We start from the raw sequence: 20,838 nt of genomic DNA, 5'->3' as shown, positions 1-20,838 counted from the left end.
CCGAAAATTTGGACTCCATGAACTTCATTACCTTCATAAAATACTATGTTGATTGGTGAGGACAAAGAAAGTCCAGAATTCTGGAACGACTTCCAAAATTCTGGACTACACATGGTCAATTTCATATTTTTTAAGTTTTTCATACAATGATGACTTACTAATCCCAAGTGCCTTTGCTGCTTCAAGTTTATTGTTATTGAATTTTGCCAAGCTTTGAAGTAATATGCGCCTTTCCGTCTCTTCAATGATTTCCTTTAATTTTTTCTTTCCAACAGGAAATAGAGACGATTCTTTCAAATAGTCTGGAAGGGACTCTAATGCTATCACTTCCTTATTTGTTAAATGTATGGAAGCCTCGATAACATTTTCTAATTCTCTAATATTTCCTGGCCAGCTATATTGATTAAACCTTTCAATTACATCTTCATCTATGGACATGATTCTTTTTCCTGACTTCTTAGTAATTTTTTTTATAAAATAATCCATTAATATCGGAACATCTTCCATTCTTTCACGCAATGGTGGAATCGTAAACGGTACAACGTTTATACGATAAAACAAGTCCTCTCTGAATCTTTTCTCTTCCATCATTTTTTCCAGCGGGCGATTCGTTGCGGCGATAATTCTCACATCAACATGAACAGGCTCAGTTGATCCTACACTCTCCACTTCCCCTTCCTGTAAAGCTCTTAATAGCTTCACCTGCATATTAATTGGCATATCACCTATTTCATCTAAAAATAACGTTCCGCCATCTGCTAATTGGAACTTTCCTTTCTTTCCTCCTTTTTTTGCTCCTGTAAATGCCCCCTCTTCGTAACCAAATAATTCTGATTCCAAAAGATGCTCTGGAATGGCCCCACAATTGATTTTCACAAAAGGCTGGTGACTCCTGTTGCTTAATTGATGTATGCTATGAGCAAATAATTCCTTTCCTGTCCCGCTTTCTCCGCGGATTAACACTGAAATATCACTTGCGGCAATCATTTTTACCTTTTCCTTTAAGCTATGGATTTGCTTTGAGTTTCCTAAAAGATCATCCAAGCTATATTTCACACTGCGATCAATGTCCTGAATATAGCTTTGAATTTTTGTCAGCATACTTTTTACATGACTGTTCATTTTCATCCATTCCTTTGTGTCTCGAAAAAAAACAGTGCCAAAAGCGCCGACCACTAAATTGTTAGAAACTATTGGAATTCGATTAGCAATCATATAATTTCCTCTTATGTACTGAAGATCTGCAATCTCCTCTTTTCCCGTAGCTGCAACGATATGCATCCGGGAGTTTTCTATCACCTTTGAAACATGAACCCCAATCACTGCATCGCGTTCCACTTCTAGAAAATCGCAATAATTTTTATTTATATAAATGATTTTGCCATCCTTATCAACAACAACAAGCCAGCCAAAAGCATTTTCTACAATCGTTTCAACTATATCAATTGGTATATCTAATAATGCACTTCTCATCTAGATCCCCTTATCAAAATAATTTCTTACTATTTTATCATACTTTTCTGATAATTAACCATTGAGAGTATCTTTGTCTGCTTTTTTGAACATAACAATACTAATTATTCCAATGAGGTGGATGTAATGAAAGGAATTTATATAATAAATGAGCTATGGCAGGCTGCAGACCTTACTAGAGAGCAGAGTATTGAGGTACAGAAACATGCTATGCTGACTTACTTAAAAGAAAACCAAATTTCTGCGATAAAGCTCAATCCTTTGCAATTAAAAGATTACTATACAATTCCGCATGCACTTTTGTACGACTTAAAGCAGCATGCCGGCATTCAGTTAGATTGCCTCGTCATTTTTTCCGAAGAAACGATTGCAAAATTTCTTCATTCCTATCCAGCAAGGTGGATACGAATAAAGAGCTATTTCAATGAAGTGCTATTTGTAGAACGACAATCGAACAGACAACCGCCTAGTTTTTTTGACTACCACTAAGCCTCCTTTTGCTCTTTCACAGGCATCATTGTGATCCTTTGATTACCGTTGACCCTCACTTTTCTCTTTCACGGGCATCATTGTGACCCTTTGGTTACCGTTGACCCTCACTTTTCTCTTTCACGGGCATCATTGTGACCCTTTGGTTGCCGATGTGCCTCTTTTTCCTCTTTCACGGGCATCATTGTGACCCTTTGGTTACCGGTGTCCCTCTTTTTTCTCTTTCATGGCATCATTGTGACCCTTTGATTACCGATGAACCTCTTTTTTCTCTTTCACGGGCTTCATCGTGACCCTTTGGTTACCGCTAAAGCAACTTTATTTCTTTTTCGCTTTTTCGGGAACATAGGTTTCTTTCAGTTGTAGCAGTTCTTTTTTTTCAAAAAATCAAAAAAACAGCGGATTCCTCCTGTTGGAATCCGCTGCCTTTTTCTTATTTAAGACGCATGTGCCAATTGCTTCTTTTCTTTAATTTTTCGATCATAAATCAAAGTGGTGAAGATGGAAATGACTAGTAAAATGATTAGGACTGTAAATAGCATAGAAGTTCCGTAAACATCGACTAAAACCCCTCCGAGCAATGGTCCTATCATTCTTCCCCCAGTTGCTGTACTGTTTACGATCCCCTGATAAAAGCCTTCTCTTCCCTTTGGAGCTAAATCATTAGCAACAGTTGGGACGGCTGGCCAAATGAACATTTCACCAATCGTTAAAATAATCATCGCAGTAAGGAAAACAGGAAACTCTTTTGCACCTGCTGTCAGTGCAAAGGAACCAATAAAAATAACAATTCCTATATTAATTTGTGTTTTGAGTGATCTAATTCGCTTCACAAAGATATTGACCAGCGGCTGACCAAGTACGATCAATGCGCCATTAATTGTCCAAAGGAAGCTATATTGTTTTAATGTAATATTTAGCTCCTGTGTGAAGGCTGCAATCGTTGTTTGCCACTGAACATATCCGACCCAGCATAACAAATAGCCTACACACAGAATTAATAAAGCATATAGCTTTTTATGGTTTTTCACACCTGAGTTTTCTTTTAAAATAGAACTCTGAGAAACTGAAATGGTATCAATCTTTCTATATCCTATAACAGCAATAAGTAGGAAGACCACATACATAAGTGTATTCGCTAAAAAGATTAACTGAAATGAGTAAGAAGCAACAAAACCGCCAAGTGCAGCACCTACTGCAACCCCTAAATTTTGTGCGACATACATTGCATTAAAGGCTTTTCTTCCTCCCTCTTTCCAAACAGAGCCAGCCATCGCAAACATGGATGGAAAGACAATTCCTGCTCCAAAACCAGCAATGGTTAAAAAGACGACATACATTGGCCAGCCATGCCAAAAGGTCAAACCAATTAATGAAAATAATGAGATTCCGATTCCGAGCAGGACAGATTTATACCCGCCAATTTTATCAAAAAGTGCTCCACCAAATAAATTTCCGATAACAGTTGCCCCAGAGTTTAACATAAGGACAATTCCCGCAACTGACAATGATTTCCCAAGATGGTCGTGAATGTAAATCGTGTTTAAAGGCCATAAAAAAGAAGAGCCCGTTACATTCACCGCCATCCCAATAACTAAAAGCCACAAGACACGAGGCATGAAAATGCTCCTTTACTAATAAAGTTCATCTGTATGAAATGAGGGAATCCCCTCTTTATTTCGTATTCCAAAGTAAATTTTATTTCTTTTTTGCTGTCCTTGCAATAAGTATTTAGCCTGCTAACTAAGTAGGAAAATTCAGAAAAATAAATCCTGTGAAATATTTTAAAAATGGAGTGAGTTAATTGACACGTATTCAACATTTTGACACAATAAAGAAAACACCGTACAAACTTAATTGTACAGTGTTTTCATAGCTTGCTTTATTCTTTATTTTGGAGGAGGCTGTTGGGCAGGAAAGTAGCTGTTGGTCGCATGCACTTTCTTTTTAGCATTATCTTTTTCTTCAGAAACAGCCTTCTTCACTTTTTCAATTTCTTCTTTTAATTCATCGATATTGACACCTTTTTTAACAAGCTCTTCAGTTGCAATTTGGATCGCTTTATTCGATTCATCACTTGAAACTCTTAAAGCCTTCATTCCACCTTGCGGGTTATGGAAACCTGCTCCACTTTCGGCAGCGACAATATCCCAGAACCATTGTCCTTTACGGATATGTTCTTGAGCTTCTTTTATTTTCTCTTCACTTACCCCTGAGGTAATCATTTTATTCACATAGTAATGAGAACTAATTGAAATATCCTCTGCTTTGTGCAAGCCTTCCATATGTGTATCTTGAATTTCAGCTACACGCTTTTCTAGATCTTCGAGTTCACGGTCACTATGGCATGTTGCACATGACTGATCCATTGTCTTAAGCGGTGACTGCCACCAGTGTGAACTAATTTTCTTCTTGCCATCTACACGTTCATATGGCATATGGCAATCAGCACATGTGACTCCAGCCTGTCCGTGAGGTCCTTCTATATGTGTTTCAAAATCCGGATGCTGCGCTTTTACGATTGGCGTTCCAGATACATTATGAATAAAATCTTGTTTAAAGCCGTTTTCTTTTGCAGTTGTTTCATAGTATTCATACATTTCTTCAGGTTTAAAGCCATTATTCCACGGGAAAGTTACTTCACTATTTTCTGCTGCAAAATGGTATTCCACGTGGCATTGAGCACATACATAGTTCCTCATATCATTCTTTGTTGCTTTAGAAATATCAATTCCTTGCGCTTCCATTCCTTTAGTAAAGCTTGGACGTGTAATGCGAAGATCCATCGTTTCTGGATCATGACAGTCAGAGCAGCCAATAGGGGAATGGCCCATTGATTCAGCCTTTGGCCAAATAACATCATTGAAGTTGCCTCCCCAATAGTCATCGCCCATTTCTTCAATCATATGTGGAACGGCTGTTGATTTACATGTTAAACAAGAACCGATTGATTTATCAGTTATTCGAGCTGTCGCCCGCACATCTTCGTTTGCATAAATATGTCCACGATCTTCATTGTAATCCGTTGCAAATCCATACCCATTAAAAAGAACAGGTAAATATGGTTCTTTATCCTGGTCAAACTTACTGCGTTTGACGGATCCGCTGTATTTTGTATCCTTTGTATCATCTGCATTTTTCTGATAACTGTCATATTGAAGCGGGAATAAATCTTTAAACGCCTCATTGCTGATTTCATCTTTTGATAATCCAGTCTTCGCATCTTCTGCAGCAGTCGTGGCATCAGAGCTTGAACAGCCTGTAATAATCAGTATGACAGCAGCCAGGGAAAGTAATAACCATCGATAAGTCCTAGCCATTGTTCATCGTACCTCCTTTGTTTTCTAAAAGCTCACCTGGTTTAGGCGGTTTAAAATAATCTTCTGTTTTGAAGCCATTGCCATGCGGGATTGCCTGATGGCAGCTTGAACAGCTGTCCTTTGCATCGTGAGAAACATTATCCAATGTACTCTCGTGGCAATCTATACAGTTCTGATTAATTGCATCCGTTGACCCTTCCGTTGCTATTAACACATTTGGAATCTTTTCAGCCCCTAACGTGTTGTAATAAACGTGACCCAGGCCAGACTTCGCTTTAAATACAAGCTTATTTGCTAACGTATCATGAGGCAAATGGCAGTCACTGCATGCAAGAGTTGCATGAGTCGAATCTGCAAATGTATCATGTGCACTTGTCATGATGTGACAGCTTTGACAGAAATCAGGCGAGTCTGTATAAGCAAAAGTTTTCACTGTAACAACTGAAAGTACAATCCCTGCAAATAAACCAATAAATATTAATAATCTTTTATCAATGGCCAATAACTTTTTAAGCATCTTTCTCATCTTTTTCACCTCCTCTAAAAAATAATGCAAAAGCATATATTAAAATGCTGAAATAGCATTTTAACCCAAGGATTAGTGCATACTTTCAATTATTTCTATTAAGTTTTTCTTCGTTGTGGGTCCTGAAAATCTTTCAAAAATGACGCCATTTTCATCGATAATGATTGTTTCTGGCTGTCCAATAACATTGTATTGCTTCGAGATTTCCTCTTTTGTATCGAGTAAATAAATTAACTTAGAATTTGATTCCTTCATGTACTTTTCTATTCTCTTTTTTGTTTCACCTTTTGCGATGATATAAAGCTCAGCACCATCATATTCTGCTCCAAAAGCCTCGAGTTCTGGCGCTTCATCTATACAAGGCTGGCACCAAGTTGCAAAAAAGTTCAAAACAACAACTTTTCCTTTGCGCTCAGATAACTGATACTCTTTCCCATCGATATCCCTTAACTGAAAATCGATTGCCTCATCACCAGGATTCGCAGATGCTTTTCCACTCATCCCGTTAATGAGGATACCAAGGACACCCGCAACAATAACTAATACGATGATTGGAATTACCTTTATCCTCATTCGGCTTCACCTGCTTTTATTGTTCTGATTTCCAATCTTCAAGAACTTTTAGCTCTTTTTTCAAATCCTTTTGGCGTTTGCCTAGAACGAATATATATCCTGCAAGCAGAGCCCAAATAATTGTGTAAGCCATAAATAAATAACCCATATTGTTCTCCCCCTATTTAACTAGCTAATTTTTCAATCACTCTTGATTTTGCTTTTCTTACAGTAAGACGCATTTTTTCAATTTCAATGCCTTTACGCATCATGAATAAATAGAGCAGGGTGATCGTACCAATACAGAATAATAAAGTTACTAGCATATCAGGCTCAACGCCTCCGCCACTCTGGTTTTTCCCTTCACCGAATACGACTGGATGAAGTTTTGTATTCCACCAGCGAATGGCCATAAATACAATCGGTACATTAATACACCCAATAATTCCAAATACAGCAGAAAGCTTCGCTATTTTTTCCCAAGTGCCCTCCATTTTTCGTACAAATAAATAGGCAATATAGATGAATAACAGAATAAGAACTGTTACTAATCGCGGCTCCCAAGTCCACCAGGTATTCCAGGCGGATTTCCCCCAAATCATTCCGGTTAGAAGGGTAATCGTTGTAAAAACCACACCTATTTCCGCTGATATGCCCGCCTTGATAAAACGATCTTCTGTCGGTCTTTTTAACATTAAGACACAATAATAGCCAACAACAAAGAAAGCGAGAAATGCAACCCATGCTGTACTGACATGGAAATAAAAGATTTTCTGAGAGGCACCCATTTGTTTTTCAATAGGCGACCAAATAAAGATTAAATATAAAGAAACAAACATAGCTGGCACGAGAAGTATATACAGCATTCGATCGACAAACGCAGACGGTTGTTTCATTTATGATCCCTCCATCAAGTATTCAAATAAGAAAAAGCAGGCTGCAAAAAACAATAAATCATACGCAGCCATAAGCTGAAGCCATGAAATGGCATCTGTTATTCCCTCTTGCTCTAGTACAATTTTTGTTGCCTGAACGGCGCCAATCATTAATGGACTTAGCAGCGGCAATAATAAAACTGGCAGTAGCATTTCACTATTTTTTGCATTTGCAGCAAGTGCAGCAAGAAATGTTCCGATCACGATGAATCCAATGGTGGCTGTAAGGACGATTAATAGAAACCAAATCAAATCGCCATGAAACTTGTAATCAAATAATAAAAATAAAATTGGGATGCTTAACATTTGAACAATAGTAACGAGAACTAAGTTAGCTACCACCTTTCCAAGAAAAATACTAGATGGATCAATTGGTGCCACTTTCAATCCTGTTAAGCTATCATTCTCCTGCTCAGATATGAATGAGCGATTCAGCCCGAGCAAGCCAGAAAAAATCGTAATTACCCAAATGAGGCCTGGTATAATCGCTTTTACTGTATTATTCGTTGGATCAAATGCAAAGCTGAAAATCAGGATGACTAAACTTGAAAAGATAATCATCATTCCACTGGTCTGTTTCGACTTCAATTCATTCCGCAAGTCTTTTGCTGCAATCGTTAAGGCATCTGCAAGAATGATCTTCATTTCCCGCTCACCGCCGCTTCATACCAATTCTTAAATGGCATTAATCCTCGCTGATGATCGATGCTCTTATCTTCGACCACCCTTCCTTTATTCAATATAAGCACCCGTTCACAGACTTGAATTACCTGTTCAAAATCATGAGAGATTAGCAGGATTGCAATCCCTTTCTCCTGCCTCTCCTTAATTAAAAGATTCAACAGAGAGACGGCTTCTTGATCCAATCCAGTATGAGGTTCATCAAGCAGAAGAAAATCAGGTTCTGTAAGAAGAACTCGGGCAATGGCTAATCGCTGGATCATTCCTCTTGAAAAAGACCGGATAGGTATATCTTTAAAATAATGAAGCCCTACTGCCTTAAGGAGCTCCATTCCCTTCTCCTCAATATTCTTTACTTTGTACAGCTTACCGTAGAATCGTAAATTTTCTAGCGGTGTTAAAGCGCTGTATAAAAATGATTCATGTCCGAGGTAGCCGATTCTTTTTTTCAAAAGATGAGTTTTCTTCTTTATTTGCTCACCGTTTAGAAGAATTTCTCCACTTGTCGGCTGCATCAGCCCCGCAGCAAGCTTAAAAAAGGTACTCTTCCCAGCTCCATTTGGCCCGATCACAGCAACACTCTCCCCAGGGGCTAAGGCCAGAGAGAAATTTCTTAAGATAATTTTGTCACCAATTATTTTTGTGATTTCTTTAAGCTCAAGCATATAATCCAACTCTTTCTTTAAAAGGTCATAAGAATAAGCAGTGCATCATTAAGTAAATCGGATCAGCTCATTCTTGACATTATTTAAATGATGTACGTATTCTTTCATTCGATTGTAGTATTGAGCTTCACCTATTTCTCCTTGCTTTTTTTGTTTATCCAGCAAGGCCATTTGATCTTCAATTACCGCCTTCTTTTTTAAGAGCAGCTGAAATTGCTTTTCATCAGCATCAGCCTCTTGTTTATCGGCCATACTTCTCCTTTGAATAATGACAATCATGGCAGTCACGACTGCAAGAAAGATAAGTACTGCATGAGGATCAAACATATTGAGAAAAGGAGTTTTGAGCCAAAAGTTGACAAGCCAGTCTGGATGGAATGGCGGCATTTCGATCACCCCTTTGTCCCTTTCTGTTTCCGAATTTTGTTTAGTTCTTTAAGTATTTCACGATCTGCTTTATCCACATTTCCTTTTGGCTGATTCTTATTCTGTACCTTTTCTGGTTTTAAGTAGCTGGCTGCTAGTGTATGGTATTGTGTTTTCATGGCTTCAAAATCATCTTTCGTTAACTTCTTCATATGAAAGTCCATTTCCAGCTCATTTACTGCTGCATAGATCATTTCTAAAGGCATCTCTGCTCCTTTTTCTTCAGAATGGCTATCATTTTCTCCGCTTCTATTGAAAAAGGGTGAAACGATAAAATAAAAACAAGTAATAACGATCATTGATCCGAGGAGTAAAAAAATGTAATCCATAGTGATTGCTCCTTTTATTCAAAAGTGCTTTTTCCGCTCTTCTTCAAAGGTAATTTCAACAATTTCTCTTTCCATCTCAGTCATTTCAACTTTGTCTAAGAGCTCCGTCTCCTTGCCTGCATTTTTATTTGTTAATTTCTTAATGCCAAAGCCGACTACAACTGCTCCTATTAAAAACCCGAGTGCAGGAGTGATCCAAGCAATAATCCCGCTGCCATCTGCTGCAGGGGTGCGTAATGCTGCCTGCCCATACTCATCAATATAGGATTTCAAAATTTCCTTTTCAGACTGTCCCTGATTTAATGCCTCAATAACTTCCTCATAATAGACTTTTTTAATGGAACAAGTTGATATATCATGATCTGCATGTCCCTGCATATCTAGTTGTTGAATAACTGTTTGAAATTCCTTCGAATTATAATTAAAGGCTGCTAATACAACAGTCGGAATAAGGAAAAGATAGAAGATGGATAAAAGAACTGCTTTTTTCATATATCAACACCTGCCTGCCGGCCATTCACTCTGAAGAAGGATAAAGTCTTTCCTCCAATTAGTGCGATAGCTGTTCCGATCATCATCAAAATTCCTCCAGCCCAAATCCAGCTGACAAAAGGATTAATTTTTACAACAAATGTTACTTTCTCTTTACTTTCCCAAGAGCTGAGCACGACATATAAGTCCTCTTTCCAATTCGTTTTTATCGCTACTTCAGAAGAAGGTTCTGGCCATGTTCCATAAAATATTTTCTCTGGATGGATGGATCCATTGGTTTTTCCTTTATATTTGACATCAATATCGGCTGCAACGATTCCGTTACCTTTTTCTTCTGTTTCAGTCAACTCGTTGAATGTTAGCTCATATTTCCCGACTTTAAAGCTTTCACCCTGATTTACCGTTTTCATTATCTCTTCTGAATAAGCATTAGAGGAAATGACTCCAACTGCAATAACCGCGATCCCGATATGAACAATGTACCCCCCATATCTTCGCTGATTTTTTCTTGTTAATTGAAAGGCTGCTTTTATAAATCCTTCTTTCGTCGCCTTTCTCCTTGCTCTCATGCCACGCCAAAACTCCGCCAGATGTACATTAAACATAAATACAGTCACTGTTAACCCAATAATGGCATAGATTCCTTTCACGCCCATCACTACAATAGCTCCTGCAAATAGAAGCGCTCCGATTATTGGTGCAAGTGTATTTTTGAGAAACCGCTCAAAGACTGCCTTTTGCCAGGAAATTAGCGGACAAATGGCCATTAAAAACAGGAGGGCAAGCATAATTGGTGCCATCACTTTATTAAAATACGGAGCACCCACATTTACTTTCGTTCCCGTCAATGTTTCAGAAATTAGTGGATACATTGTTCCAAAGAAAACAGCAAATGCGGCAGCAACTAATATGAAGTTATTTAACAAGAAACTGCTTTCTTTTGAAAAATAAGCTTCAATTGGCTTGCTTTCCTTTTTAATCAGCTGATAACGAGTAATAACGACATAAATAGCAAAAATCATCATAAAAGCCATAAAAATTAAGAAATAGGTTCCTAGATTGCTATCACCGAAGGCATGAACACTTGTTAAAATTCCGCTTCGGACAAGGAAAGTGCCAAAAAGTGAGAGAATATATGACAAGATAATTAGACTTACGTTCCATGTTCTGAGCATATTTTTCCGTTCCTGTATCATAACTGAATGCAGAAATGCAGATACCGTCAGCCAAGGAAGGAATGATGCATTTTCTACTGGGTCCCATGCCCAATAGCCCCCCCAGCCAAGTTCAAGATATGCCCACCATCCACCGACAATATTGCCGATCGTTAGAAAGAGCCAAGCTGTTAATGTCCATCTTCTCGTTAATTTAATCCACCCTGCGTCCATGTTCTTCATTAGCAATGCGGCAATGGCATAAGCAAATGGCACAGCAAGTCCTACATACCCCATATATAAAGTGACAGGATGAATGACCATTCCAGGATTTTGAAGCATCGGATTCAATCCTTTGCCATCTGCAGGAATCGTTTCTGTCATCTCAAAAGGATTCGCATTAAAGACCATCACAATGTAGAAAAAAAGCATATTTAACAATAAAATATTTGAAACATATGGAATCATATTGTTTTGCTTTTTCTTACTTAATACAATGATGGCAGCATATATACTTAACAAAAACGCCCATAGCAGCAAGGAGCCTGCGTTTCCTGCCCAAAAAGCGGCAAGCTTATAAACAAGCGGCAGCTGAGTATTTGTGTAGGCTGCGACATATTTAAATTGAAATTGGCTCGTACCTAGAATATAGAAAAGCAGGAAAGCGGAAATGCTCGTTACAAATGCAAGGGATAAGATTCCTCCTCTAGCACTTTCCAGCCACTTCCTATCATTTCTTTTAATACCGATAATGTTTGCCGCTATAGAATATAAAGAAATGATGATGCCTAGTATAAGTGCGATATTGCCGATTAGATACATGTTGTCACCCGCCTGTCTTATTCATCCTGCTTATTTTCGTTCATGTTTTTATGCATTTCCATATCATAGTTCTCTGTATCTTCACCTTCATACTTTGAAGGGCATTTCGTCTGTACCTTTTCTGCTTCAAACACTCCATTATCCCTTATAAACCCTTCAACAATCACAATGACATCATCAGAAAAGTTATCTGGTTTCACCCCGTTATAAATAATAGGAAGAGATGCATTGGTTTCCTCATCAACAATTTCGAATGTCAATTCAATTTTATCTGCATCCCATTTGACCGAATCTTGTTTTAGCATTCCTTGTGTAAGAACGTATTCATCTTTATAGTTCTCAGTAAGCAATTCCTCAATGGTTATTTCCTTGCTTCCTGCACTGGGCATGGTAGAAAAAAACATAATCATAATCGCAGCCGCAAAAAGTGATAAACCAAAGATAATTTTTTTGTTTTTAGACATTTTTTATCCCCCTAGCTTTTTTAGCAATTCATCGTATTCCTGTTGGGTAATACTTCCTTCTAAAAGCATTGCCCGTAAACGCGATTTCTTCGTTATATCATCTTGCTGTGTCTTTACTGATTGTTTATTACGAATAGGCTGAGATCCTTTTTTCCTTTTCATGAAGAAAATAAGCAGAATTGCAGCAAATGCACTAACTCCTCCAACAACAGTTAGAATGAGCCAAATTGGCAGCGTTTCATTTTTCTGTATTGCTTTTTCGACATGTTCCGGATTTCCCGTCATTTCCTCCATAATTTCCATAGTTGTTTTTGTTTCTTTACGTTTGTACTCAAGCTGTATTTCTTTCGTCACATCAGGCTTCATTCCTTGTATCTGGTATAGAAACATATTCATGCCATATCCATTTTCTTGGTGAGAATCTGCTGAGGGAGTTAATTGAAAGCTCTCTGATTTTAATGGCTCTAGAAAAACAACACTCACGAGACCTATATCAGCAAAACTTTTAAATTGATACGATAATTTTTTCGTTTCGCTGTTAACAACTAATTGGTTTGTATAATATTCAATAACAAATTTGTATGGCTCATTTGGCTGTATATCTTCGCTTGTTTCCCAAGAGATCGTTCGATTTTTTTTATCCATTTCATATTCGATTTCATTCAGCTCAGTTAAATCTCGATTATAATCTGCGACAAATCCAATTCGGAATTCATCCTCACCCATTGGAAGAGGGATCTCGATTTCTCCTTTCACAGGACGATCTGTAGGATTGATTAATGTGCCATGATAACCAATTAATAAAGAAGGTTGACTTTTTTCTTTATCCTTTGGATGATTGGCATACTCCGGCATAACTTGAACCTTTAACTCTTCCATCTTGAGGATAGCTGCTTGATTTTCTGCGTTTGTGTAGTCTGGCAAACTAAAAAGTAAAATCATCATTCCTATCCAAGTCAAGATTGATTTTTTCATCATTTGACACCCTTTCCGATCGGAAACTTCATATTATGAACGTTTTGTGAATAATTTCACATGTATACTTTTAGATAAAGAACCGACACACTCTGAAATTAAGTCTATTCTTTTAATACATCGTGACTATTTTTATTTGCTTACCTTATTTAAACCATTTTATAAGGCTGTACATCTGTGACTTTAAGCACGTTATTTCTGTAAGTTCTTTACCACTTTGTGAACGGAGGAATTTTTCTAAATAATAAACCCTGATGCATGAAATCGCATCAGGGTTTATATTTTTCTTATTCAGGATGAAATTTGGATTTAACTGGCTGTCCTTTTTTTTCATACATTTTCTTCGCCTGCTTAACTAGATCAAAATCACTGCCTAATTCTAAATCATTGCTATTTAGGCCATTTTTTGTTTTCTGTTCAGGGTTATTCTGCTTTGAACGTTTTTTTACCATGTCATTCCCTCCTAATCATGCGGAAGAATAATCATCTGATTCTGGAGCTGCTGCAATTGGAGCCTCATTCGATGAAGCTGCTCTCTCTGCTGTGCATTTGCGCTAAGTGCCATCTTAGCTAAGTCATTGTACGCATTCTCAAGGGATTGGAGCGCATACGTATACCCTTCATCATCATAATGCGCTTGCAATCGTCCCTCTTCATACTGGTCTTGTGCAAAGCGAATCGCATCCTCACATTGCTGAATAAGCTTATCCATCGATTCACGAGTTGCCATCATTTCCCCTCCTACTTCAGAATGGGTTTTTAAGAAGCATCAGGCTTCATCCATTAGTTTGTTCATATTTTTCGTTTCCTACTATATAAATTGCTGGCAGTTAAACTTGAAACAATTTACTTTGGCTATCAGGATTACTTCATGTTATGATTATTTTTATGCAGTATTTTCGAAATGACTTACTAATAGGAGGTTTCTGAATGGCTCAGACAAATCCTTTTCCGTTTGCCGCTGATGACAAACGTTACCATACATGGAATTACCATTTACGGAATGAATTTGGCCATAAAGTATTTAAGGTTGCACTTGATGGGGGCTTTGATTGCCCGAATCGTGACGGTACAGTTGCACATGGCGGCTGTACATTCTGCAGTGCTGCAGGATCAGGGGACTATGCCGGCAATCGTGCAGATGACCTGGAAACACAATTTAATGAAATTAAGGAAAAAATGCATCATAAATGGAAAGATGGCAAATATATGGCCTACTTCCAGGCATTCACAAATACTCATGCACCTGTTGAAGTGCTGAGAGATATGTATGAAAGAGTGCTGCAGCAGGAAGGTGTTGTGGGCTTATCCATTGCGACACGACCTGACTGCCTTCCAGATGATGTCGTTGAATATTTAGCTGAGCTAAATAAACGAACTTATTTATGGGTTGAGCTTGGGCTGCAGACGGTTCATGAGAGAACAGCCCTTCTAATTAACCGGGCGCATGATTACAAATGCTATGTTGAAGGAGTAGAAAAGCTTCGCAAGCATGGTATCCGCGTTTGTACACATATTATTAATGGCCTCCCGCTTGAAACGCCAGAAATGATGATGGAAACAGCAAAAGAAGTGGCCAAGCTTGATGTACAAGGAATCAAAATTCACCTGCTTCACCTTTTAAAAGGGACACCAATGGTTAAGCAATATGAAAAAGGAATGCTTGAGTTCTTATCGTTTGAAAACTATGTTAGCTTAGTTTGTGATCAATTAGAAATTTTACCACCGGAAATGATTATTCACCGCATTACTGGCGACGGTCCGATTGAATTAATGGTTGGTCCAATGTGGAGTGTAAATAAGTGGGAAGTTCTTAACGCCATTGATGCTGAATTAAAAAAGAGAAATAGCTGGCAAGGAAAGTTTTATACGCCGAATCAAGTGGGAATTCAAGCATGAAGCTCGATGGAATTTTGCCTTTTGCCCGGAAATTGATTGATAAAGCAGTATCTCCTGGTGACTGTGTAGTGGATGCCACGCTTGGCAATGGGCATGATACCTTATTTCTAGCTCATTTAATTGGTGAAGCGGGCCTCGTTTATGGATTTGATATTCAGGAAGAGGCAGTTTCCACTACGAAAAAACGGTTGTCGGAGGAGAAGCTCGGGGATAGAGTTCAATTGTTCCATAAAGGGCATGAACATATTTTCACCAGTATTCCAAAGTCTCACCACGGAAAAATAAAAGCAGCTATTTTTAATTTAGGCTACCTGCCTGGCGGAGACAAAACGATTGTGACGACACCCGGAACAACAATCTCTGCCATAGAACAGCTTCTTGAAATAATGTCTCCTGAGGGTATTATTGTACTTGTCATCTACCATGGACATCAAGAAGGGGCGCTTGAAAGAGATGCTCTCCTTCAATTTGTAAAGCAATTGGATCAAAGGGCTGCTCATGTAATGCAATATCAATTTATTAATCAGCAGAACAATCCGCCATTTATTATTGCGATTGAAAAACGGTAACTACACTTAAAAACCTGCAAATTTGCAGGTTTTTTAGCGCAATAATGCTCGCTTAAAAAAGTCAGGGATCCATTCTTGGACAGCACGATAAGCCCTGCCGTTCCAATAGAAGAAATAGCTAATTCCTCCACCCGTTTTTATCATGCTCTTTGCAAGTTTTTTGACATTCTTTTGCTTTCTTACCTTTTTATCAGATAAGTAAATTCCCAGCAGGCCACGATTAATTAACTGATGAAACCGTTTGTGAGGAAGCTGTTCTGTATGCTTGTCCGCTTCGATAACAAAATGCTTTAGCCGTTCAAATAGCTTCTCTTCGTTCTCATAATAAAAACAAAAGTTTAAATCTCCTTCATTACGATCCTCTTCTTGATCAATGAAATAATCCAAAAGAATATGCAGACCCTGTATGTAAGGAAAGTAGCCATTGCGGATACTTTCAGCATAATCTATTTCAAAGTCATCTCTCATTGCATATGATATGAGGCAGAATATCCCTAATGTCGATCCAGAACATGCTGAAAACTCGTACCATTCCATTTCAGGTATTTTCTCTTTATACTGATGAAACCAATCCTGCAGCCGTGGAACCCGCTCCTCAACTTTTACATGCTTATGGATTTGCAAATCACAATAGTAATGACATAGCTCGAGCAGATAATTCTTAATTTTATCGTAGTCCCGAATTTCTGAAAGGACATCCCTGCAAGTTGCTACAAGGTCGACTAAGTAGCTGCCATCCTCTTGCTCCATTCGAAAGCGATAGTAATTCTTCGGTTCAGAATCAAGCGTTAGTGCATCCATCATAGACTCATGGAGAGCTGAAAAATCTTTCGGATTGAGAGAGGTGCTGCGGTCACATAGATTATCTAAGTAATCACTAATTGTTTGGTACGCAACAATAAACTTAATGGCTAATGAAAAATTTTCTTTTGCCATTAAAGCCATAATTGAACCGCCCTCACAATGAAAGGTTTTATGTTCTATGCTCGCCAATGCCTGCTTTCTTAACTCCTGATTCGGAATTTCCTCAGCTCTTTTTTTCCAAAAGTTTAATTCCTTATGAACTAATGGCAAGACCCTTCGATATATTTTAGACATTAAACTAATCGGCATGGAAGGAACGCTCATAAATTCACTCCTTAAAGAAATGTGCAAGTACCTTCGGAACATCTATGTTCACACGAAGGAGTTTTCCCTTGTATGATTTACCTGACGGCACAGGACAAGGTGGATGAAGGTTAATTTTTCCCTTCTAAGCATATTGGCTTGTGACCTCAAAGGCTGACACGGCTGTATGTTCCCCAAAAGCTTTCCACTTGTCACTGCCAAGCTTTTCAAACCTATCATATTGTCGACAATAGTACTTCCTGATGGTCAGGGTGGCTGCTTGCGCTGCACAAAATTTCCTCTTACTTATCTATATAACCAATCGCCTTCAGCTGGCTTGCAACAAAATCCTTCGCATATTCAAATACATCTTCCCTGTCAGGCTCATTAAATATTTCATGATAAAACTTAGGCCATTCTTTAAACCGCTTTTCGGAAAATGGAGCAAGATTAAACCATTCGCTCACCGTTTTTTTATTAACAATCAAATCATCCCCTGCCTGCATAACGAGCAGCGGAACATCCTGTATTTTTTCAAGTTTTTCAAAACCAAGCTTAATCGCATTCAGTAGTTCTCGATACCATCTAACAGACACTTTCTTTACATACAAAGTATCATTTGCATCCGCATCACGAACATCCTGATTACTAGTTGCCATATCTACAGTAAGTCCTGAATCCATTCTTAAGCTTGGAATGATCAGATTAAGTCCGATAGAAAGAAGATCAATCAACTTAGAAGGCTTTTTAATTAATCCAAGGCATGGAGAAGACAAAATCACTCCAGCTAGATTCATTTTTTCCTCTTGAAGCAGGCGAATAGAAATTAATCCGCCCATACTATGTCCAAATAGGAAGACAGGTAAATCAAACTGATAGGCAGCTTGAATCCAATCCTTCACTTCCGCAAGATACTCATCGAAAGATTCGATATGGCCCCTGCTTGATCTTGTTGTCATCCCCTGGCCAGGAAGATCTCCCATAATGACATGAAAACCTGATAATCGCCATTTTTCTATAAGCCACCCATAGCGGCGATGATGCTCCATGGCACCATGAACCATTACAATGACTGCTTTAGCCTCTCCTTCAGCTTCCCATTTCCACATCATATTTCCCCCTAAACCTTATGTTGAAGCGAAAAACCATTCTTTCTAAATTATAGCTTAGAAACCGGAATTCATCACATTTTATACCGTATTTTTCATTTAAATCAATATTTTTTTAAGCAATTTGAGTTTTCAGCTTCACTCTTGTCCCATCTTCCTATGTTAGAATAGATTGAAAATACAAATATAAGGGGCGTTACAGATGATTTATCCTTATAAAGAAAAGTTGCCAAAAATTGCTGAATCTGCATTCATTGCTGATTTTACTACTATTACTGGAGATGTAGAGATAGGAGAAGAATCAAGTGTATGGTTTAACACTGTGATTAGAGGAGATGTAGCTCCTACAATTATTGGAAAAAAGGTAAATATTCAAGACAATTCTGTTCTCCATCAAAGCCCAAACAACCCATTAATTCTAGAAGATGAGGCAACGATCGGTCACCAAGTTATTCTTCATAGCTGTATAATTCGGAAAAAAGCACTCATTGGAATGGGCTCAATTATACTAGATCAAGCCGAAATTGGTGAAGGGGCATTTATCGGGGCAGGGAGCCTTGTTCCCCAAGGAAAGAAAATTCCACCAAACACACTTGCTTTTGGCAGACCTGCAAAGGTGATCCGTGAATTAACACAAGAAGACATAAAGGATATGGAACGTATAAGCAGAGAATATGCAGAAAAAGGACAATACTACAAAACTCTTCAAAAATAATGATCCATATAATGATTTACATTTTCCTATTTTAATCATTATTATGCATTGGCTTTATTAAATAGTTAGGAAACGGTAATCCACGGGACCGCATTTTTTTTGGATTTTGCAGGTTTCCTTTTTTGAATTTGTTATTTTCCGAGTTCCTACCAACTAATTCAGCTTTGAATATGCTAATCAAAAAAACAGGAGCTGCACAATGCAGCACCTGTTTTCTTTTTTATTTTTTTGCGTCAGTACGTAAAACTTCTGCTTTATCCGTACGTTCCCAAGGCAGATCCACATCTGTACGACCAAAATGGCCATATGCAGCTGTTTGCTTATATATTGGACGGCGCAGGTTAAGCATATTGATAATTCCAGCCGGACGAAGGTCAAAATGTTTACGAACAAGATCAACCAATACATCCTCGCTTACTGTTCCAGTACCAAATGTATCGACAGAAATAGAAACTGGCTGTGCAACACCAATTGCATAAGCAAGCTGAACTTCTACTTTATCTGCTAATTCTGCAGCTACAATATTTTTCGCCACATAACGTGCAGCATAAGCAGCTGAACGGTCAACCTTTGTCGGATCCTTACCAGAGAATGCGCCGCCGCCATGGCGAGCATATCCACCGTAAGTATCAACAATAATTTTACGGCCTGTTAGACCTGCATCCCCTTGAGGTCCGCCAATAACGAAACGGCCTGTTGGGTTAATGAAATACTTTGTATTTTCATCAATTAGCTCTTGTGGAACAACTGGGTTAATGACATGTTCTTTCAGATTGCGCTGAATTTGCTCAAGGCTAATCTCAGGGTGGTGCTGAGTTGAAATAACAATCGTATCAATACGAACAGGTTTGTTATTTTCATCATATTCTACAGTTACTTGCGTTTTACCATCTGGACGAAGGTAAGGAAGAATTTCTTCTTTACGCACCTCTGTTAAACGACGGGATAATTTATGTGCTAATGAAATAGGAAGCGGCATAAGCTCTTTTGTTTCGTTACAAGCATAACCAAACATTAAGCCTTGGTCTCCTGCACCGATCGCTTCAATTTCTTCATCACTCATTGATCCTTCTCGTGCTTCAAGTGCTTGGTCAACACCCATCGCAATATCAGCAGATTGCTCATCAATGGATGTTAATACTGCACAAGTTTCTGCATCGAAACCGTATTTTGCACGAGTATAGCCAATCTCTTTCACCGTTTCACGTACAATCTTTGGAATATCTACATATGTAGAAGTAGTAATTTCACCAGCGACTAGAACGAGACCTGTTGTTACAGACGTTTCTGCTGCAACACGTGCATTCGCATCCTTTGCTAAAATGGCATCCAAAATCGCATCAGAAATTTGGTCACAAATTTTATCCGGATGGCCTTCAGTAACTGATTCAGAAGTAAACAAACGACGTTTTGTTGACATCTGGATTCCTCCTTATTTATATTATAGGCAAGATTGCTTAACAGGAAGCAACCTTTGGTTGATACGGAACTCATTCCCTAAGTAGTATGAAATAAACAGGGAGTTTTTATTAATATGCCCTTTTAACACATAAAGACAGTCATATTAAAAACTCAAAAAAACCAAAAGCCGTCCATCAAATTTGCTGAAAAAACTTTGCATATCGCCAAGTGAATATGGCGAAACCCTTAGTTTTTTATCATACTCTAATCCATACTTAAAGGTTCCATAAAGTACAAAAAAACCTTTTCATATGTGAAAAGGTTGAAAACAAATCGATTCGCGCCTTTCACTCTTATCGTTCAAGGCTCAAAGTCCTTGCGTCAGGTTAGCACCTTTGCTAAAAAAATCTTTAACAGGTTGCTGGGCTTCATTGGGCCTGTCCCTCCGCCAGCTCGGGATAAGAGAGTATCCGTTCAAGGTAAAATCATAACGTATAAAATGAAGTCATGTCAATAACTATCTGTATAAAATTCATGTTTTTTCATTTATAATGAACAACTTCCATCATCACATTTTCTTTTTAAAAATTTGTGGTGATTTTTTGCATTCCAATGATACACTCAATTTCCAATTAATTATGAAATTAGAATATATAAAAAGCTCCTAGGCAGAAAAAAGGGAAACGAAGAAATAGATATCTTAATGCGTAAAAGCCTTTTAACACATGACCATTG

The 20,838-nt window shown here is 38.2% G+C and carries 24 protein-coding genes and 1 riboswitch; of the genes, 4 read left to right on the top strand and 20 right to left on the bottom strand.

The features are described 5' to 3' along the window. Window positions 1-105: 105 nt before the first annotated feature. A complete protein-coding gene (locus ASU02_RS03965) occupies window positions 106-1,473 on the bottom strand; it encodes a sigma-54 interaction domain-containing protein (RefSeq protein ID WP_057761241.1) in 1,368 nt (455 codons plus the stop codon). Window positions 1,474-1,599: 126 nt separating this feature from the next. Between ASU02_RS03965 and ASU02_RS03960 the strand changes: the two genes are divergently transcribed. Beyond that, window positions 1,600-1,962 (top strand): hypothetical protein, encoded by a 363-nt coding sequence (locus tag ASU02_RS03960; RefSeq protein WP_057761239.1) that lies wholly within the window; start codon window positions 1,600-1,602, stop codon window positions 1,960-1,962. 437 nt (window positions 1,963-2,399) lie between these two features. Here ASU02_RS03960 and ASU02_RS03955 read toward each other — a convergent pair whose 3' ends face one another. The 16 genes from ASU02_RS03955 to ASU02_RS03885 form a co-directional block, all read right to left on the bottom strand. Continuing rightward, on the bottom strand, window positions 2,400-3,581 hold the full coding sequence (locus tag ASU02_RS03955; protein WP_057761236.1) for an MDR family MFS transporter: 1,182 nt from the start codon (window positions 3,579-3,581) through the stop codon (window positions 2,400-2,402). Window positions 3,582-3,851: 270 nt separating this feature from the next. Beyond that, the gene (locus ASU02_RS03950) at window positions 3,852-5,282 is read right to left on the bottom strand and encodes an ammonia-forming cytochrome c nitrite reductase subunit c552 (protein ID WP_057761233.1); all 1,431 of its coding nucleotides are present in this window, start codon (window positions 5,280-5,282) and stop codon (window positions 3,852-3,854) included. Then, window positions 5,275-5,808 carry a cytochrome c3 family protein gene (locus tag ASU02_RS03945; RefSeq protein WP_232426152.1) on the bottom strand — a complete coding sequence of 178 codons (534 nt, stop codon included), beginning with the start codon at window positions 5,806-5,808 and terminating at the stop codon, window positions 5,275-5,277. Before ASU02_RS03945 ends, ASU02_RS03950 begins: the two co-directional genes overlap by 8 nt. 72 nt (window positions 5,809-5,880) lie before the next feature. Further along, the gene (locus tag ASU02_RS03940) at window positions 5,881-6,381 is read right to left on the bottom strand and encodes a TlpA family protein disulfide reductase (protein ID WP_057761231.1); all 501 of its coding nucleotides are present in this window, start codon (window positions 6,379-6,381) and stop codon (window positions 5,881-5,883) included. A gap of 16 nt (window positions 6,382-6,397) precedes the next feature. Next, window positions 6,398-6,529 carry a CcmD family protein gene (locus ASU02_RS25680; protein ID WP_082631692.1) on the bottom strand — a complete coding sequence of 44 codons (132 nt, stop codon included), beginning with the start codon at window positions 6,527-6,529 and terminating at the stop codon, window positions 6,398-6,400. A gap of 16 nt (window positions 6,530-6,545) precedes the next feature. Beyond that, complete coding sequence (gene ccsA, locus ASU02_RS03935) at window positions 6,546-7,256, bottom strand: cytochrome c biogenesis protein CcsA (RefSeq protein ID WP_057761229.1); 711 nt, start codon at window positions 7,254-7,256, stop codon at window positions 6,546-6,548. Continuing rightward, window positions 7,257-7,940 (bottom strand): heme exporter protein CcmB, encoded by a 684-nt coding sequence (locus ASU02_RS03930; protein ID WP_057761227.1) that lies wholly within the window; start codon window positions 7,938-7,940, stop codon window positions 7,257-7,259. Next, window positions 7,937-8,641, bottom strand: coding sequence for a heme ABC exporter ATP-binding protein CcmA (ccmA, locus tag ASU02_RS03925; RefSeq protein ID WP_057761225.1), 705 nt, complete (start codon window positions 8,639-8,641; stop codon window positions 7,937-7,939). Before ccmA ends, ASU02_RS03930 begins: the two co-directional genes overlap by 4 nt. 48 nt (window positions 8,642-8,689) lie before the next feature. Further along, window positions 8,690-9,028, bottom strand: coding sequence for a hypothetical protein (locus ASU02_RS03920; RefSeq protein WP_057761223.1), 339 nt, complete (start codon window positions 9,026-9,028; stop codon window positions 8,690-8,692). A gap of 5 nt (window positions 9,029-9,033) precedes the next feature. After that, window positions 9,034-9,396 carry a hypothetical protein gene (locus ASU02_RS03915; RefSeq protein WP_057761221.1) on the bottom strand — a complete coding sequence of 121 codons (363 nt, stop codon included), beginning with the start codon at window positions 9,394-9,396 and terminating at the stop codon, window positions 9,034-9,036. 18 nt (window positions 9,397-9,414) lie between these two features. After that, window positions 9,415-9,888 (bottom strand): cytochrome c-type biogenesis protein CcmH, encoded by a 474-nt coding sequence (locus ASU02_RS03910; RefSeq protein ID WP_057761219.1) that lies wholly within the window; start codon window positions 9,886-9,888, stop codon window positions 9,415-9,417. Beyond that, entirely contained in the window at window positions 9,885-11,864 is a 1,980-nt protein-coding gene (locus ASU02_RS03905) for a heme lyase CcmF/NrfE family subunit (protein WP_057761217.1), read from the bottom strand. Before ASU02_RS03905 ends, ASU02_RS03910 begins: the two co-directional genes overlap by 4 nt. A 17-nt stretch (window positions 11,865-11,881) precedes the next feature. Further along, the gene (locus ASU02_RS03900; protein ID WP_057761215.1) at window positions 11,882-12,328 is read right to left on the bottom strand and encodes a cytochrome c maturation protein CcmE; all 447 of its coding nucleotides are present in this window, start codon (window positions 12,326-12,328) and stop codon (window positions 11,882-11,884) included. 3 nt (window positions 12,329-12,331) lie between these two features. After that, window positions 12,332-13,303 carry a hypothetical protein gene (locus tag ASU02_RS03895; RefSeq protein WP_057761213.1) on the bottom strand — a complete coding sequence of 324 codons (972 nt, stop codon included), beginning with the start codon at window positions 13,301-13,303 and terminating at the stop codon, window positions 12,332-12,334. Window positions 13,304-13,590: 287 nt separating this feature from the next. Next, window positions 13,591-13,755 (bottom strand): hypothetical protein, encoded by a 165-nt coding sequence (locus ASU02_RS03890; RefSeq protein ID WP_057761212.1) that lies wholly within the window; start codon window positions 13,753-13,755, stop codon window positions 13,591-13,593. Window positions 13,756-13,766: 11 nt separating this feature from the next. Next, on the bottom strand, window positions 13,767-14,033 hold the full coding sequence (locus ASU02_RS03885; RefSeq protein ID WP_057761210.1) for a YtzC family protein: 267 nt from the start codon (window positions 14,031-14,033) through the stop codon (window positions 13,767-13,769). Window positions 14,034-14,233: 200 nt separating this feature from the next. Between ASU02_RS03885 and ASU02_RS03880 the strand changes: the two genes are divergently transcribed. After that, window positions 14,234-15,202, top strand: a complete 969-nt coding sequence (locus ASU02_RS03880) for a TIGR01212 family radical SAM protein (RefSeq protein WP_057761208.1) — start codon at window positions 14,234-14,236, stop codon at window positions 15,200-15,202. Continuing rightward, entirely contained in the window at window positions 15,199-15,771 is a 573-nt protein-coding gene (locus ASU02_RS03875) for a class I SAM-dependent methyltransferase (protein ID WP_057761206.1), read from the top strand. The genes ASU02_RS03880 and ASU02_RS03875 overlap by 4 nt, the downstream gene beginning before the upstream one ends. 33 nt (window positions 15,772-15,804) lie before the next feature. On the opposite strand, the gene ASU02_RS03870 is transcribed toward ASU02_RS03875, so the two are convergent. Together ASU02_RS03870 and ASU02_RS03865 are read right to left on the bottom strand one after the other, a co-directional pair. Then, window positions 15,805-16,899: a tetraprenyl-beta-curcumene synthase family protein gene (locus ASU02_RS03870; RefSeq protein WP_057761204.1), complete on the bottom strand. Its 1,095-nt coding sequence runs from the start codon at window positions 16,897-16,899 to the stop codon at window positions 15,805-15,807. 281 nt (window positions 16,900-17,180) lie between these two features. Then, window positions 17,181-17,987, bottom strand: a complete 807-nt coding sequence (locus tag ASU02_RS03865; protein WP_057761202.1) for an alpha/beta hydrolase — start codon at window positions 17,985-17,987, stop codon at window positions 17,181-17,183. 202 nt (window positions 17,988-18,189) lie between these two features. Here ASU02_RS03865 and ASU02_RS03860 point away from each other — a divergent pair, with 202 nt between their 5' ends. Continuing rightward, complete coding sequence (locus tag ASU02_RS03860; protein WP_057761200.1) at window positions 18,190-18,702, top strand: gamma carbonic anhydrase; 513 nt, start codon at window positions 18,190-18,192, stop codon at window positions 18,700-18,702. 220 nt (window positions 18,703-18,922) lie between these two features. Here ASU02_RS03860 and metK read toward each other — a convergent pair whose 3' ends face one another. After that, window positions 18,923-20,122 (bottom strand): methionine adenosyltransferase, encoded by a 1,200-nt coding sequence (gene metK, locus ASU02_RS03855; RefSeq protein ID WP_057761198.1) that lies wholly within the window; start codon window positions 20,120-20,122, stop codon window positions 18,923-18,925. A 331-nt stretch (window positions 20,123-20,453) separates the two neighbouring features. After that, window positions 20,454-20,568, bottom strand: a riboswitch (SAM riboswitch). Window positions 20,569-20,838: the final 270 nt, after the last annotated feature.

It is taken from the genome of Cytobacillus praedii (genome assembly GCF_001439605.1).
Classification (GTDB): Bacteria; Bacillota; Bacilli; order Bacillales; family Cytobacillaceae; genus Cytobacillus; species Cytobacillus praedii.
Note: the sequence above shows the minus strand (reverse complement) of the source record. Positions and strands in the feature narration are given on the sequence as shown.

What these genes read in the sequence shown, in the direction of transcription:
- ASU02_RS03965 (WP_057761241.1), bottom strand. Translation starts at nt 1,473, where the DNA reads ATGAGAAGTGCATTATTAGATATACCAATTGATATAGTTGAAACGATT.
- ASU02_RS03960 (WP_057761239.1), top strand. Translation starts at nt 1,600, where the DNA reads ATGAAAGGAATTTATATAATAAATGAGCTATGGCAGGCTGCAGACCTT.
- ASU02_RS03955 (WP_057761236.1), bottom strand. Translation starts at nt 3,581, where the DNA reads ATGCCTCGTGTCTTGTGGCTTTTAGTTATTGGGATGGCGGTGAATGTA.
- ASU02_RS03950 (WP_057761233.1), bottom strand. Translation starts at nt 5,282, where the DNA reads ATGGCTAGGACTTATCGATGGTTATTACTTTCCCTGGCTGCTGTCATA.
- ASU02_RS03945 (WP_232426152.1), bottom strand. Translation starts at nt 5,808, where the DNA reads ATGAGAAAGATGCTTAAAAAGTTATTGGCCATTGATAAAAGATTATTA.
- ASU02_RS03940 (WP_057761231.1), bottom strand. Translation starts at nt 6,381, where the DNA reads ATGAGGATAAAGGTAATTCCAATCATCGTATTAGTTATTGTTGCGGGT.
- ASU02_RS25680 (WP_082631692.1), bottom strand. Translation starts at nt 6,529, where the DNA reads ATGGGTTATTTATTTATGGCTTACACAATTATTTGGGCTCTGCTTGCA.
- ccsA (WP_057761229.1), bottom strand. Translation starts at nt 7,256, where the DNA reads ATGAAACAACCGTCTGCGTTTGTCGATCGAATGCTGTATATACTTCTC.
- ASU02_RS03930 (WP_057761227.1), bottom strand. Translation starts at nt 7,940, where the DNA reads ATGAAGATCATTCTTGCAGATGCCTTAACGATTGCAGCAAAAGACTTG.
- ccmA (WP_057761225.1), bottom strand. Translation starts at nt 8,641, where the DNA reads ATGCTTGAGCTTAAAGAAATCACAAAAATAATTGGTGACAAAATTATC.
- ASU02_RS03920 (WP_057761223.1), bottom strand. Translation starts at nt 9,028, where the DNA reads ATGCCGCCATTCCATCCAGACTGGCTTGTCAACTTTTGGCTCAAAACT.
- ASU02_RS03915 (WP_057761221.1), bottom strand. Translation starts at nt 9,396, where the DNA reads ATGGATTACATTTTTTTACTCCTCGGATCAATGATCGTTATTACTTGT.
- ASU02_RS03910 (WP_057761219.1), bottom strand. Translation starts at nt 9,888, where the DNA reads ATGAAAAAAGCAGTTCTTTTATCCATCTTCTATCTTTTCCTTATTCCG.
- ASU02_RS03905 (WP_057761217.1), bottom strand. Translation starts at nt 11,864, where the DNA reads ATGTATCTAATCGGCAATATCGCACTTATACTAGGCATCATCATTTCT.
- ASU02_RS03900 (WP_057761215.1), bottom strand. Translation starts at nt 12,328, where the DNA reads ATGTCTAAAAACAAAAAAATTATCTTTGGTTTATCACTTTTTGCGGCT.
- ASU02_RS03895 (WP_057761213.1), bottom strand. Translation starts at nt 13,303, where the DNA reads ATGAAAAAATCAATCTTGACTTGGATAGGAATGATGATTTTACTTTTT.
- ASU02_RS03890 (WP_057761212.1), bottom strand. Translation starts at nt 13,755, where the DNA reads ATGGTAAAAAAACGTTCAAAGCAGAATAACCCTGAACAGAAAACAAAA.
- ASU02_RS03885 (WP_057761210.1), bottom strand. Translation starts at nt 14,033, where the DNA reads ATGGCAACTCGTGAATCGATGGATAAGCTTATTCAGCAATGTGAGGAT.
- ASU02_RS03880 (WP_057761208.1), top strand. Translation starts at nt 14,234, where the DNA reads ATGGCTCAGACAAATCCTTTTCCGTTTGCCGCTGATGACAAACGTTAC.
- ASU02_RS03875 (WP_057761206.1), top strand. Translation starts at nt 15,199, where the DNA reads ATGAAGCTCGATGGAATTTTGCCTTTTGCCCGGAAATTGATTGATAAA.
- ASU02_RS03870 (WP_057761204.1), bottom strand. Translation starts at nt 16,899, where the DNA reads ATGAGCGTTCCTTCCATGCCGATTAGTTTAATGTCTAAAATATATCGA.
- ASU02_RS03865 (WP_057761202.1), bottom strand. Translation starts at nt 17,987, where the DNA reads ATGTGGAAATGGGAAGCTGAAGGAGAGGCTAAAGCAGTCATTGTAATG.
- ASU02_RS03860 (WP_057761200.1), top strand. Translation starts at nt 18,190, where the DNA reads ATGATTTATCCTTATAAAGAAAAGTTGCCAAAAATTGCTGAATCTGCA.
- metK (WP_057761198.1), bottom strand. Translation starts at nt 20,122, where the DNA reads ATGTCAACAAAACGTCGTTTGTTTACTTCTGAATCAGTTACTGAAGGC.